The organism is bacterium (assembly GCA_016873475.1).
Taxonomy (GTDB): Bacteria; Krumholzibacteriota; Krumholzibacteriia; order JACNKJ01; family JACNKJ01; genus VGXI01.
Genome location: VGXI01000006.1, coordinates 12,836 through 27,408, shown reverse-complemented (window position 1 = coordinate 27,408; position 14,573 = coordinate 12,836). Strand labels below are relative to the sequence as shown.

Sequence of the window (14,573 nt, the reverse complement as noted above, 5' to 3'; positions counted from 1 at the left end):
GGGTCTAGCTTGCGGGCACTACGGCAGGCCGCGGAACGCGGTTTCAAGCGCCCTTGCGACATTCCTTGACGCCTCCCGGGGTCGCGCTTACGCTGTGCCTGAGGCCCGAGAATGCAACTGAAAACCCGAAAAGGGTTTAGGCCCACGGGCCCGGCCTAGACCGTTCCGACAAAGGAGACGGCATGCGGACACTCTGCCTGGGCAGCCGGGCGCTGATCCTCGCGATCGCGCTCGCTGCGGCCGGCTCGTGTGTGCTGGATGCCATCCAGCCACAGGCCGCGCTATCCGCGCAAACTGCGGATAATCATGGGCTTGTCGCGCTGGTGCCGTCTGCGGAGAGCACCGGCGAGGCCCTGGCAGGCCATGGGGCTTCGGGCGCGCCGGCTGTCAGTCAGGACGCTCTGGGGAGCCCTGCTCACGGCGGGGGAGGCGGCGGCCATGCGAGTCCGGTCCTGCCCGTCCTCGCCGTCCTGCTCCTCGTGATCGTCGCCGCCAAGCTCGGCGGCGCCCTCCTGGAGAGACTTGGCCAGCCCAGCGTGCTGGGTGAACTGCTGGCCGGCGTCCTGCTCGGCAACCTGGCCCTCGTCGGGTTCAAGGGAGTCGAGTCCCTCTTCGCGGCACCACTCTTCGGCGGTCTGCCCGTCGAACGCGTCATCGAGATTCTGGGTGAGATCGGCGTCATTCTGCTGCTCTTCGCGGTCGGCCTGGAGAGCAACCTTCGCCAGATGCTGAGCGTGGGCACCTCGAGCCTGCTGGTCGCGCTGCTCGGCGTCGCCGCGCCTTTCGCGCTCGGCTGGGGCGTCGGCAAGTGGCTACTGCCCGAGCAGTCGGGCTACGTGCACGTCTTTCTCGGGGCCATCCTCACGGCCACCAGCGTCGGCATCACCGCACGCGTGCTCACGGACCTCGGCAAGACGGGCCTGCGCGAGAGCCGGATCATCCTGGGCGCCGCCGTGATCGACGACATCGTCGGGCTCGTGATCCTGGCGGTCGTGTCGGGGATCATCGTCGCTGCCGAGACCGGCAGCGCCGGGATCGGCGCGGCGGCGATCAGCCTGATCGTCGGCAAGGCGCTGCTCTTCCTGGTCGTCGCGCTCGTCGCGGGCCAGTGGCTGTCGCCCCGGCTGTTCTGGCTGGCGGCCCGGCTGAGGGGCGGTCATCTGCTCCTGCCGACCAGCCTGCTGTTGCTGTTCGGCCTCAGCATCGTCGCGGGCAAGATCGGTCTGGCGACGATCGTGGGCGCCTTTGCGGCCGGCCTCATCCTCGACGAGCTACACTACAGCGAGCTCAAGCAGCGCGAGCAGCACGGTCTCGAGGAGCTGCTCCAGCCGCTGCTCGGCTTCTTCGTCCCGATCTTCTTCGTGCACATGGGTTACAAGGTGGACCTCGCCTACTTCGCGCGGCCCGAGCTGCTCGGGCTCGCGGGCGCCCTGACCCTCGCCGGGATCATCGGCAAGCAGATCTGCGGGCTCGGTGTCGTCGAGCGCGGGCTGGATCGCCTCTCGGTGGGGCTCGGCATGATCCCGCGGGGGGAGGTGGGACTCATCTTCGCGAGCATCGGCCTCGGTCTCACGGCCGGCGGCCGGCCGATCGTCAGCGAGGCGACCTACGGCGCGGTCGTCATCATGGTGATCCTGACCACCCTCGTAACGCCGCCCCTGCTCAAGTGGTCGCTGAACCGCAGCCACGGCTACGAGGGCGCCACCGAGGAGGAGATGCGCCGCATCGCCAGCGAGCGGCGCGAGCGGAGGAAGGAGTACTACCGCCAGCGGGCGCGCGAGGACGGTCGCGAGGAGGGCCGCGGCGAAGGCGAGCGCGGCCGGCGGGACGGGCGCGGCGGCCGGGGCCGCGGCGGCGAGGATCGCAGCAGCGAGGGCCGCGGTGAGAAGCGCGGTGGGGAAGGGCGTGGGGAAGGCCGGGGCGCGCGCCGCGGCGGTGGCCGGAGCGGCGGGCGCCGCCGCAGCGCGGAAGCGCCCGGCGAAGCCGCGGGGGCCGATGCCGGCCGCGAGCCCAGCGAGCGCCGTCGCCGGCCTCGCCGGCGGCGGCGGGGCGGCGGCGAGAGCGAAGGTGGCCGCGGCGGCGCCGAGCCCTCTGCACCCCGCTCGCTGGACAGTTCCGGCGAGCTGCCGATCCTGCGCGGTGAGCCGCGCGGCCTCAAGTACGCAGACAGCATCTGAGGGCGGCGGCCGCGGGGCAACCCGCGGCTGCGCCGGCGCCAGCGGGGGCTAGATCTCGTCGCGCAGCGCGCGCTCCTCGAGGAGGGCGTAACAGGCGGCGGCATCGCGTTTGGCGAGATTCCCGGTCGGGATCGCGAGCACGCGCACGCGCAGTTCGCGACGCGGAAAGCGCAGTGTCAGCTCCTCGTCGCCGCGCAGTTCCCGGCTCTCCTTCACCGGTTGGCCATCGAGAAGGATGTGCCCGCTCTGGCAGCCCTGCTTGGCCTGATTGCGACTCTTGAGCAGGCAGACCCTGTGCAGCCAGACGTCCAGCCTCACTCCGCCTCCGTGAGTCCGGCGATCTCCTCCACCGGCGGCAGTTCGGCGCGGCTGACGACGATCTCCTTCTCGAGCGTGGCCAGATACTGCTCGATCGCCTCGTTGCGCTTGCGACCGACGAGCTCGGCGCGCAGGCGATCGGCCACCTCCTCGAACGCGTAGGGCCTGGCCGCGTCGCGGGTCTCCAGGCGCAGAATCTGGTACCCGTGACGGCCAGGGAAGACCCCGGAGTACTCGCCCGGCTCCAGGGCCTCGACGACAGTGCGGTAGCGATCGTCGAGCTGCTCCTCGGGGATGCGCGGCAGACGGCCACCCTGATCGCGGGTCGGCGCGTCGTCGCTGTACTCCCCGACGACGGCCTGCCAGTCCGCGCCGGCCTGGAGCTTCTGCCAGGCCTCGCGCGCGCGATCGCGAGCCGCCTGGCGGTCGGCCTCGCTGAGCGGCAGCGCGAAGAAGATCTGGCGGAAGCGCACGCGCTGGCCGTCGCGCTCCTCCATCTTGAGGATGTGGTACCCGCGCTCGCTGCGCACTTCCTCGGCGGTCTGCCCGGGCGCCAGCTCGGCGAGGGCGAGCGCCAGCTCGGGCAGCGCGATGTCCTTGAGCGCCCACCAGCCGAGGTCGCCGCCGCGGGCCGCGGCCGGATCCTCGGAGAGCGCGGTCGCCACGACGGCGAACTCCTCGCCGGCCGCCAGCCGCCGCTGCGCCTCGCCGAGCCTGGCGCGCAGCGCCGCCTCTTGCTCCGGCGCCGCCTGCGGGATCACCACGAGGTGCGACAGCTCCACGGCGCGGGGGCGCAGGGGGATGCGCGCAGGGTCGTCGCGGCTCTCATCGTAGTAGCGGCGCAATTCCTCGGCGCTGACCGCCTGCTCGAGGGCGACGCGCTCGACGACCCGCTGCGCGAGCATCTGCTCGCGCAGCGGCTCGCGCAGGGTCTTGCGCAGGTCGCGCTCGCTGAACCCCTCTCGCGCCAGCTCGGCCTGGAAGCGGCTTTCGCTGCCCGCCTGCTTGCGGAGGTTCGCGATATGGTTGTCCAGCGCCTGCTCCAACTCCTCGTCGCCGATCTGGATCTGGTCACGGCGCGCCTTGGCGACCAGCAGCTTCTCCTGGATCCGGGCTTCCCGAGCCTGTTCGAGCAGCGTCCGCTGCTCCGCGGCCGGCGGCATGCCGCCGGCCTGGAGCGCGTGGAACTGAAGGTCGGCCACGATCTCGCTGAGCAGGACGACCTCGTCGTCGACCGCGGCGACGATCTGCTCGAGCATCACCGGCGTGTCGGCTGGCGCCGGCTGCGCGAGCGCTGCTGCGGCTGCCGCGAGGAAACCGCAGGCGATCGCCACCCAGTGCCGAGCGCTGCGCATCATGCCTACTCCTCCTGTGCGCGTCCGCCCGGCCGGAACTCGTCGCTGCGCAGACGCAGATCGAGGTCGGGATGGTAGCGGACGGCGTAGCTCTGCTGAACTTCCTCCAGGAACTCCGCATAGACCGCGCGGCGACGCTCCATCGTCAGGCGGCGGAGGATCTCCTCGCGCACCTCCGGGAGGGCGACCGTCCGGCCGCTGCTCCGGCGCTCACGCAGCTGGATGATCGTCCAACCCCAGGCCGTCTCGAAGGGCTGCGAGATCTCCTGCGGCGCCAGCTTGACGAGGCGCTCTTCCACCTCGGGCGGCATCGTGCCCTTCGCCAGCCAGTCCAGCTCGCCCCCCTGGCGCGCCGTCCCGGCCAGCGAGTGCTGCTCGGCCAGGCGCGCGAATCCGGCCGGATTGGCGAGCAGCCGACGATGGAGGTCCGCGGCCTCGGCCTGGCTGGCGACGACGAGCTCGCGGTAGCGGTACTCGGAGCCGTACTCCTCGAGATGCGCGGCGTAGTAGTCGGCGATCTCGCCCTCACTCACCTGGACTCGCTCGGCGAGGACGGCCTGCAGCAGCTGGTTGGCGATGAACTCGCGGCGCTGCTGCTCCAGGCGCCGCTCGAGCTCGGCGTTCTCGAGCAGGCCGCGATCGAGCGCGGCGAGGTAGAGCAGTTCGGTGTCCACCCAGCGGTCGAGGTAGGCGCGCTTCTCCTCCGCACTCAACAGCGTGCGGAACTCCTCCGGCAGGCTGGCGAAGAAACCGTCCTCGCTGAGGGCGGAGTTGCCGACGCGCACGAGGTAGTCGAGACGCTCGCCCGCGACCGTGCCCACGTCGCCGGCCTGACGGCCGACCGGTGGCGTCTCCCGCTCACCGCCGCAGCCCGGGAGCGCCAGCGCGGCCCCGAGCGCGAGCAGGATCGTCAGCGCGCGGACGCGCGGCATGCTAGAAGCGTTCCCGGTTGGGATTGGGATCGGGTCCCTTCTCCGCCTTCGTGAGCAGGCGCTTGTTGATCTCGACGTCGGCCTCGCCGCGCCAGACGACGAGCAGCGAGTCCAGCTTGGCGCTGGCCTTCACCTCGCGCGCGTCCTGCTCGACGCGGCCCCGCGCCTCTTCGAAGGGCATCAGACGCTCCCCGCGGGTCTCGAAGATCTGCATGATCCCCCAGTAGCCCTGGTAGTTGAAGGGCGGCGTCATCTCGCCCGGCGCCTTGAGGCGGGCGATCTGCCGGATCGCTTCGTTCTCCGGGTTGGCGATCGAGTCCGGCGTGAACCAGTCGGTGATCCACTGCCGCGTGAAAACGATCGAGATGTCCTTGCCCACGGCGTCGAAGCTCTCGCCGGCCTGCAGGCGGCGCTGGGCCTCCTGGATCTTCGCCTCGTCCTGCGTGATGAGCTGCTTGCAGCGCAGCTGCGGCTTGAGCGTGTAGTAGCGTGGGTTGTCGGTGTAGAACTTGCGCACCTCGGTCGAATCGAGGCTCAGGTCGCGCTCGATGAAGACTCGCCGCACGGCGCCGATGCAGGACTGCTCCTCGAACTCCTTCATCGCCACGATCAGGTCCGGATCCTGGTCGAGACCGATCGAGCGCGCCTCCTTCGGCATCACGATGCCGACGACTTCCTTCTGCACGTAGTTGTAGATGCCCTGCAGGCGGTTTCCCTTCTGCGGTCGGGCGAAGGGATGCAGGCGATCGTACTCGTCGGAGAACTCCTTCAGCGTGTACGTCTTGCCCTCCAGCTCGTAGAGCTTCATCCCCAGCTCATCCGGCGCGAACTTGAGGATGGGCTTCTCCGCGGTCGTCGTGCGGGACTGGGATGCCTGCTCGGGTGTCATGTCTTCCGGCATGCGCGCCAGGATCGCCTCGGCAGTATCCCAGTGGAACTTGAAGCCGTACTTCTTGAGCACGTTCTCGGCGTGTTTGCCGCCCAGCTCGCGCAGGGCCCGCATTTCGAGGCGATGCTTGATGCTTTCGCGCACGGATGCGTACTCGTCGGCCTTCGTCTCCTTGCTCTTGTCGACGATGAAGATGCTCCAGCCGTACGGAGTGGCGATGGGATCCGTGATCTCGCCTTCCTTCATGTTGAAGAGGGCGTCCTCCACCGGCTTGATGTTCGAGCCGAACTTGACCTGGCCGAGATCGCCGCCGCGGTCCTTATCCTGGGCGGTCGAGTACTTGGCCACGGCGTCGGCGAAGCTGATCTCGCCCTTGCGCAGCTCGCCGACGACCTTCTTGGCCGCCTCCTCGGTGTCCATGTCGATGTGGCGGGCGTTGACCGTCAGGCCTACGTACTTGTAGTGGGCGAGCAGGTCGTCCTCGGTGAATTCCGGCAGCTTGTCCACGACCTCCTTGTTCTTCAGCAGCTCGATCAGGCGGTAGTTCAGCTGGTTCTCGTAGGCCTCCTTGTAGACGGCATCCTCGACCATCTTCTCCTGCTTGGCCTTGTCCACCATCAGCTCCTTGTTGATGATGACGTCGAGCACGGCCGTCTGCAGGGAGTCCTTGTTCGTCGCCGTCGGGACGAAGCTCTTGTTGGTGGCGGCGAGCTTCGCCCACTTCGCCTCGAGATAGCCCACGGTGATGGGCACGCCGTTGACGGTCGCCACCACGCTGTCTGGTTTCTTGCCGCCGCAACCGCCGAGCAGCACCGTCAGGAGCAAGCCTAGGGCGCAGGCCGCCCGCAGCGTCGCCATGGCCATCGTTCACCTCGCTTGGAATCGGAAAAGCTGAGGGCGACTCGGCGGCGCCGAAGGCGCCCACCGCCGCCGGCGCGCCGCGCGCGACCGGCTAAAGCCCGTTGTTATCAGGCATTAGAAGCTAAGGGAGTAGCACAGCCCTCCATCGACTTCAACAGGATTCGCACGGACTCGAAACGCTCGCCGGGACCGGCGCGCAGCTCCAGGACCAGAGGGTCCTTGCCCATGAAGAGTATATCGCGTCCGAAGTTCCGCGCCAAGTCCGCCGCGCCGGCCGGCGCAAGACCGGCGCCCGGCTGCAGCTCGAGCCGCGTGCGCTCGCCCAGCTCCACGCGTGCAACCCCGGCCGCCATCGCGAGCACTTTGATCTCGAGGAGCAGGAAGAGGTTCTCCACCGAGCCCGGCAGCGCTCCGAAGCGGTCGCGGATCTCCCGCCGCAGCGTCGCGGCCTCCTCGAGCCGATCGATGTGGCCCATCCTCTGGTAGAGGAGCATCTTCTGCTCGGCGTCGGGGACGTAGTCGTCGGGCAGGCGGGCATCCAGGCGGGATTCCACGCGCACGTCCTGCACGTAGCTCTTGCCCTCGCGGAGCTCGCGCACGGCCTGGGCGACGAGGCGCAGGTAGAGGTCGAAGCCGATCGCGGCGAGGTGCCCGTGCTGCTCGGCCCCGAGCATGTTGCCGGCGCCGCGGATCTCGAGATCGCGCAGGGCCAGCCTGTAGCCGGCGCCCAGCTCGTCGTGTTCGACGAGCGCTTCCAGGCGCCGGCGGCTGTCCTCGCTGATGTCGCGGTCGCGCGGGATCATCAGCAGGCAGTAGGCGCGTTGACGGCTGCGGCCGACACGCCCCCGCAGCTGGTGGAGCTGCGCGAGCCCGAAGCGATCCGCGCGGTTGATGAGGATCGTGTTCACGCGCGGGATGTCCAGGCCCGACTCGATGATCAGCGTGCTCACGAGCACGTCGTACTCGCCCTCGATGAAGTCCACCATCACGCGTTCGAGCTGGTGCTCGCTCATCTGGCCGTGGCCAACGGCGATGCGCAGGTCCGGCAGCAGTTCGCCGAGGTAGGTCGCCATCGCGTCGATCGTCTCCACGCGGTTGTGGACGAAGTAGACCTGCCCGCCGCGGTCCATCTCCCGCAGGATGGCCTCCTTCATGATCTCGTCGTCGAAGGCGGCGATCTCGGTGTGCACGGGCAGGCGGTCCAGCGGCGGTGTCCGGATCAGCGAGACGTCGCGAATCCCGCCGAGGGCCATGTGCAAGGTGCGCGGGATCGGCGTCGCCGTCAGCGTGAGCACGTCCACGGCTGCGCGCGCCCGCTTGAGCTTCTCCTTGTGCGCCACCCCGAAACGGTGCTCTTCGTCGATGACGAGCAGGCCGAGGTCCTTGAAGGCGACGTCCGCCGAGAGCAGGCGGTGCGTGCCGATGACGACGTCGAGCTCGCCCGCCGCCAGCCGTTTCAGGGTCTCCTTGATCTGCGCGCTGCTGCGGAAGCGGCTGACCATCTCGATGCGCAGTGGGTACTCCCGCAGGCGCTCGGTGAAGGTCTGCAGATGCTGCTGAGCGAGGATGGTGGTCGGCACGAGCACCGCCACCTGCTTGCCCGCCTGCGCGGCCTTGAAGGCGGCGCGGATGGCGACCTCCGTCTTGCCGAAGCCGACGTCGCCGCAGACGAGGCGGTCCATCGGCCGCGCGCGCTCCATGTCGGCCTTGGTCTCGGCGGCCGCCCGCGCCTGGTCGGGCGTGTCCTGGTAGAGGAAGCTCGCCTCCAACTCATTCTGCCACGGCGTGTCCGACCCGCAGGCGAAGCCGGGGCTGGCCTGGCGGCGCGCGTAGAGCGCGAGCAGGTCGGTGGCCATCTCGCGCACGGCCTTCTCGGCCCGCTTCCGCGTGCGCAGCCAGGCCTTCTCGCCCAGGCGGTTCAGGCGCGGCGTGCCGTCTTCCTGATTGCTGTACTTCTCGACGAGGTGGATCTGCTCGATCGGGACGTAGAGCTGCTGCTCCTCGGCGTAGCTGAGGTGAAGCACCTCCCGCTCTTCGCCGAGCACGGTCAGCTTCTTCATCCCCTGGTAGCGGGCAATGCCGTGCTCGATGTGCACGACGTAGTCGCCCGGCCGCAAGGAGGCGCGATCGCGCACGGGCGTGCCGCGATAGAGCCGGCGCCGACGCCGGATGCGCTTGTAGCGATCGAAGATCTCGTGGTCGGTGTAGACGGCGAGCTTCTCGTCCGGCAGCAGGAACCCGTGCTGGAGATCGCCGACGGGCAGGTGCAGGGACTCCTCGTGCTCGGCGAGGATCTCGGCCAGGCGATCGGCCTGGCCCTGGTTGTCGCAGTAGACGCTGATCCGGTAGCCCGCTGCGGCCAGGGCGCCGAGGTCCTCGCGCAGGGCCTTGACGCTGCTGCCGAAGGAGGGCTGGCTCTTGCTCGTGAACTTGACCACCGGCGCGCGCGGGCTGGCCATCGCCTCGGCCAGCTCGTCCTCCACGCAGAGCAGCTCGGGGCCGTCGAGCAGGGCCTGCAGCGCCGCGGCGTCCAGGTAGGCCGCGCTCGCGGCCGGCGGCAGCTCGTCATTGGCCCCCGCCTTCGCGCGCCGGCTCTCGACCTCGGCTGCGAGCTGTGTCCAGCGCGAGAGGACGGCCTCCGCGTCCACGATCAGGGGCCGATAGCCGCCGGCGAGGTAGTGGTCCAGCGGCACCTCGGGCACGAAGTAGGCGCTGTAACGGTCGATGCCCTCGAAGGGCAGGCCCGCGAGGAAACTGGCGGCCAGATCCTCGACCAGCACCGACTCGGCCGGGTAGAGCTTCTGCAGCTCGCGCACGGCGCGCAGGCGGTCGCTCTCGGCCAGCAGCACAGGCCCGCAGGGCAGGACCCTCGTCTCCGCGAGCGCGCGCGTGGAAACCTGTGTCGCCGGATCGAAGCCGCGCAGGCTCTCGAGCGTGTCGCCGGCCAGCTCGAGGCGCACCGGCTCCTCGCTGTCCGGACTCGGGGCGAAGAGGTCGACGATGCCGCCCCTGACCGCGAAGTCGCCCGGTTCGCTCACGAGCCCGACACGGCGATAACCGAGCGCGGCGAGTTGCTCGGCGAGAGTCTCCAGGTCGATCTCCATGCCCGGCTGGAGCGTGAAGCGCCGCTCGGCGAGCAGGGCCGGCGGCAGCACCTTGGTCAGCCAGGCGCCCACGCTCGTGCAGAGGAAGCGCACGCGGCTGCGCTCCAGGGCATCGAGCACCTCCAGCCGCCGCGCGACGAGATTGCGGTCCGCACCGTGGCGGTCGAAGGGCAGCACCTCCAGCTCGGGCAGGTGCGCGACGCCCTGGGCGCCGCAGGTGCGCAGGTCCTCGGCGATGCCTTCGGCCTCCGCGCTCTGCGCGGTCAGGATCACCCAGGGCCTGCCGTCCGGCGGCAACTCGCGCTCCAGGCGCGCGAGCAGGAGCGGCAGGCTCGAGCCCGTGAGGCCGGCGAGCACGCGGCGCAGCGGCCCCGCCGCCAGGGCGGCGCGCAGCGCGGCTCCGGCGCCGGCCAGGGAGGGCAGCTCGTCGACGAGGGCCATGGGGGCTCCTTGCGGCAAGCAGACCTAGCCCCGGCCGGCCGCAACCGGGGGGCTTTCGCTGGGTTGGGGGGCGCCGCTGCCGGCGCCGCGCGCAAAGTAGCAATGCCGCGTTCCGTGGTCAATCGCGCGAGCGAGCGCTCGTCCGGGTCGCGCGCCCTGTGCCGACGGCGCGCGCGTGCCCGTCCGGCTCGCGCGCTGCCAGGGAAGCGCCCCTGCGGGTTCTGCCGAACGCCTGTGAAGCGGCGGTCGGCGGGACCCGCAGGGGCGCAATGAAAACCCGGGCCGCAGGGGGGCGACCCGGGTCGAGAACGCCGCGCGGCGTCCCTGTCGCGCTAGCGCCTCATTTCACGAGCACGAGCTTCCGGCTCTCTGCGGCACCCGCCGCCTGCAGGCGGGCGAAGTAGAGCCCGGAAACCAGGGGCCGGCCCTCCCCATCACACCCGTTCCACACCGCCGTGTGAGGGCCGGCCGCCTGTGTCGTCGAGACGAGCTGCCGCAGGTGGCGTCCGGCAGCGTCGTAGACATCCAGCTGCACATGTCCGGCGGCGGGCAGCGTGTAACTCAGCGTGGTCGCGGGATTGAAGGGATTCGGGTAGCTCTCCAGCGCCAGCAGGCTCGCCGGCGGCGTCTCGCCCGCCCCCGTGCCTGCGCCGCGCGTGCGGAAGTCCGTCATCGTGATCGCGTTCGCGGACAGGCTGAGCCAGGGCGTGCGCGGGAAGTAAGGATCGCCGGTCTCGAGGCGCAGGCGCCAGTGCTGCGCCGTGTCGTCGGCGAGGCCGCCGGCGAGCGCCGGCGCGAGCGCGACCGCGCTGCCCGCACCCGCCGCGGGAGCGCCGGTGTCGGTCCAATTGCCGGCCACCGTGCCCGCGCCGTCGAAGTCCGTGCCCAGCGGCTCGACCTCGGCCACGAAGCGCACTGTGCCGCGGCCGCCCGGCGTGCGACCCCGCGCGCTGAGGGCGACGGCGTCGAGGGCGTCGCTGCGGCCCAGGGGCGCAAGACGGGTCACGGTGTCCGTCTTCCACTGGCGCGGCGTGCGGGCGAGGCCGCGGCCGCCGTTGCCATAGAAGAGGAAGGCGAGGCCCTCCTGGTTCTGACCGTTGCTGTACTGCTCCGCGCCGACGACGACGTCGCTGAAGCCGTCGCCGTTGAAGTCTCCGCTGCAGGTGGCGTTGCCGAACCAGCTCTCTTCCTGGATGCCGTCGATCAACCAGGGCGCCGCGCCGTGGACGATGCCGTCCGGGCCGCCGCGGTAGATGAAGGCGAGGCCGGCGGCGGTGCCGGCAGCCGTCGTGTAGTGCGGGGCGCCGATGATCACGTCGCTGTAGCCGTCGCCGTCGACGTCGCCGGCGCCGCCCACCGCGCTGCCGAGGTGCGCATAGCTGTCGCTGATGCCGACGTTCAGCTCGGCGTTGGCCGGCGTGCCGGTCGGCGGCGCCGTGGCCGCGCCCAGCCAGACCAGCGCGTGGCCGACGTCCGTGGCCGGTGAGTCCATGTAGGGCGCGCCGGCGATGATGTCGCTGTAGCCGTCGGCGTTGACGTCCCCGGCGCAGGCGATGGACAGGCCGAGCTCGGCGTCCGCCTCGTTGCTCTCGGCGAACCACCAGGGTGCGCCGGTCTGCAGCCCGTCCTCGCCGCCGATGTAGACGAAGATCAGGCCCTCGTCCGTGCTGCCGTGGTTGTACAGCGGCGCGGCCACGAGCAGATCGCTGTAGCCGTCGCCGTTCATGTCGCCGGCGGAGGCCAGACGCAGCCCGTAGCCGGATTCCGCGCTGCCCGTGTCGTGGAACCAGTCGTGCGCGGCCGGCAGCCCGGTCGGACCGCCGTAGTAGCCCCAGACCGCGCCTTCGTTGGTCGTCGGATTGTCGTAGAAGGGCGCGCCGATCACCACGTCGCCGTAGCCGTCGCCGTTGACGTCGCCGGCCCCGCAGACGCCGGCGCCCAGCATTGCCCCGGCCTGGGCGCCGATGGCGCTCCAGTCCGCATTCGCGGGATTGCCGGAGGGGGCACCGCCCGCCGTGCCGTACCAGAGGAAGGCAGCGCCACTGGAGCCGGCGCTGCCGTCGTACCAGGAAGCGCCGACGATGACGTCCGCGAGGCCGTCCCCGTTCACATCGCCCGCGCTGTCGAGCCCGAAGCCGAAGTGGCAATCCGTCTGATCGCCCTCGGCCCACCAGCCCGGCGCGTAGGCCAGGCCGAGCTGGCCGCCCAAGTAGAGGAAGACGGCGCCTTCGTCGACCTGGCCGTTGTCGTACCAGGGCGCGCCGACCCAGAGGTCGTCGTAGCCGTCGCCGTTGACGTCGCCCGCGCAGGCCAGGCGGTAGGCGAAGGTGCCATCGACCTGGTCGCCCTGGGCGTACCAGCCGCTCGTCGTCTTGGGCAGGTCGCCGGCGCCCGAGTAGCAGTAGAGTCCACCGGCGGCGGCGTGGCCGACGTCGCTGCCGGTGGCGCCGAGCAGGATGTCGCTGAAGCCATCGCCGTCCACGTCGCCCGCCGTGCCGACGGGGCCGAGCAGGTCGCCGGCCGCCTCGCCGTCCACGGTCCAGGCCGCGGTGGTCGCCAGGCCCTGGAGCGAGCCGAAGTAGAGCCAGGCCGTGCCCGCGTCGGCGCCGCCGAGATCGCTCTGCCGGCAGCCGACGAGCACGTCGGCCAGGCCGTCGCCGTTCACGTCTCCCGCCGTGGCGAGGTCGTAGCCCAGCGGCTGCAGGTCGTCGGCCTGCTCCTTCTCCCAGACCGGCGTGGCGCCCACGCCGCTCGCGCCGCCCGTGTAGAGCTGCACTTTCGAGGTCGTGGCGTAGAAGCCGTCCAGCGCCACGCCGCCCACGAGCACGTCGCCGTAGCCGTCGCCGTTGGTGTCCCCGGCGCGCGCCACGCAGTAGCCCAGGTACTGCGCGACCTCGTCCCCGAAGACCGTGCGATCCGCGGTGGTGTCCGGCCCGCCGGATCCGCCGTGGAAGACGTAGAACGCACCCTCCGCGCCCAGCCCGTTCGAGCGCCAGGGCGAGCCGACGATCACGTCCGCATAGCCGTCGCCGTTGACGTCGCCCGCGCCCGCCACGCAGTGGCCGGTGCGGCCGGTCAGGTTCACGAACCAATCGTAGGTGTGGTCGGGGCCGGAGGCGCCGCCCAGGTAGATCGTCGCGCGCCCCGTGGTGCCGAAGTAGGGATCGCCGATGATGATGTCGTCGTAGCCGTCGCCGTTGACGTCGCCCGCCGTCGACACGCTGTAGCCGAAGGAGACGTAGGTGTTGCTGCCGTCCTCGCGCCAGTCGGCGCTGGTGTCGAGGCCGCTCGCCGATCCGAGGTAGAGAAAGGCGCAGCCGTTCTCCTGGCTGCTCAGCGTGTAGTCGGGCGCGCCGACGAGCACGTCGTCGTAGCCGTCGCCGTTGACGTCCCCAGCCGTCGCCACGCTGTAGCCGAAGCGGCAGTCGTCCTGAGTGGTCGTGACTTCCCAGTGCGGCGTGGCCGCGAGGCCGCCGGCGCCGCCGAGGAACACCCAGGCACGGCCGTAATGGGTGACGCCGTTCGTCGTGTAGTCCGGCGAGCCGGCGATCACGTCGCTGTAGCCATCGCCGTTGACGTCGCCCGCCGGCGCCGCCGAGGAACACCCAGGCACGGCCGTAATGGGTGACGCCGTTCGTCGTGTAGTCCGGCGAGCCGGCGATCACGTCGCTGTAGCCATCGCCGTTGACGTCGCCCGCCGTCGCCACGCGATAGCCCATCGCGGCGTTGGCGATGGCGCCGTGCACCTCCCAGTCGGGCGTGGTGAGCAGGGGATCGATGACCACCGGATACTGCGCACCCATGTCGTCGACGAGCAGCCGCAGGCCGCCGTCCGCGATTTCGAGCCGGCAGGGCAGGTCGCGACCGGTCGCGTCCCAGGCCGCCAGCTCGCCATAGCGCAGGCGCTCGCGTCCCTGCGCGTCGACGAAGACCAGGCCCTCGCCCGCACGGCGTGCGCTCAGGGTGCCGTCCAGCGCGCCCAGCACCGCGAGCGGACCCTCGCCGGCGGGCGGCGCGCCGACGGTGAAGCCCTGCTCGAGCCCCGCCTCGCGGTTCTCGTACCACTCGCGCAGGCCGGCGTAGGCGTACTCCACCCGCTGCACCTCGGCCTGCGGCGCCACGGCGGGCAGAGCCTGCAGCGCGCCGGGGCGGCCCCAGGCGGCCGTGCGCCAGGTCCAGTTCCAGTCCGCGGCGCTGCCGCGGCGCGGCTCGACCTTCAAGCCCGCCGCCGTGAAGTCGAGGCGCAGGCCCTGCGCGCGGTTGGGGGCGGCGAGGCCGCCCGCTGGCGTGAAGTCGAAGGCGTATTCGCGCGCGCTCAGGTCCTGGCGCACGGCGTCCCACCAGCCCGCATCGATGCCGGCCGGCAGCGCGGCGGCCGGCGCGCCTGCGCGGGGCGGCGCCGCCGTGCGGAGCGGCAGGCCGAGGGCGACAGCGAGGAGGGTGAGCGCGGCGGCAAGGCGAAGGATGGAAGTGCTGCGGACGGCGGTGCGCGGCAT

At 71.1% G+C, this 14,573-nt stretch carries 6 protein-coding genes and 3 pseudogenes; 2 read left to right on the top strand and 7 right to left on the bottom strand.

Going from position 1 to position 14,573, the window contains the following annotated elements:
- The first annotated feature begins 182 nt into the window (after positions 1–182).
- A pseudogene (locus FJ251_01375) lies at positions 183–1,676 on the top strand (cation:proton antiporter).
- Positions 1,677–1,912: 236 nt separating this feature from the next.
- Positions 1,913–2,143: pseudogene (locus FJ251_01370) on the top strand (hypothetical protein).
- An 82-nt stretch (positions 2,144–2,225) separates the two neighbouring features.
- On the opposite strand, the gene FJ251_01365 reads toward FJ251_01370, so the two are convergent.
- The 7 genes and pseudogenes from FJ251_01365 to FJ251_01335 all read right to left on the bottom strand — a co-directional run bounded on the left by FJ251_01365 (position 2,226) and on the right by FJ251_01335 (position 14,573).
- Entirely contained in the window at positions 2,226–2,495 is a 270-nt protein-coding gene (locus tag FJ251_01365) for an RNA-binding S4 domain-containing protein (GenBank protein MBM4116380.1), read from the bottom strand.
- On the bottom strand, positions 2,492–3,853 hold the full coding sequence (locus FJ251_01360) for a hypothetical protein (protein MBM4116379.1): 1,362 nt from the start codon (positions 3,851–3,853) through the stop codon (positions 2,492–2,494). Before FJ251_01360 ends, FJ251_01365 begins: the two co-directional genes overlap by 4 nt.
- A 2-nt stretch (positions 3,854–3,855) precedes the next feature.
- Complete coding sequence (locus tag FJ251_01355) at positions 3,856–4,782, bottom strand: hypothetical protein (protein MBM4116378.1); 927 nt, start codon at positions 4,780–4,782, stop codon at positions 3,856–3,858.
- A 1-nt stretch (position 4,783) separates the two neighbouring features.
- On the bottom strand, positions 4,784–6,535 hold the full coding sequence (locus FJ251_01350; GenBank protein ID MBM4116377.1) for a hypothetical protein: 1,752 nt from the start codon (positions 6,533–6,535) through the stop codon (positions 4,784–4,786).
- Between the two features lie 104 nt (positions 6,536–6,639).
- On the bottom strand, positions 6,640–10,077 hold the full coding sequence (mfd, locus tag FJ251_01345; protein MBM4116376.1) for a transcription-repair coupling factor: 3,438 nt from the start codon (positions 10,075–10,077) through the stop codon (positions 6,640–6,642).
- A 340-nt stretch (positions 10,078–10,417) separates the two neighbouring features.
- Entirely contained in the window at positions 10,418–13,690 is a 3,273-nt protein-coding gene (locus FJ251_01340; GenBank protein ID MBM4116375.1) for a T9SS type A sorting domain-containing protein, read from the bottom strand.
- Positions 13,677–14,573 (bottom strand): annotated as a pseudogene (locus tag FJ251_01335) (hypothetical protein). The gene FJ251_01340 and the pseudogene FJ251_01335 overlap by 14 nt, the downstream one beginning before the upstream one ends.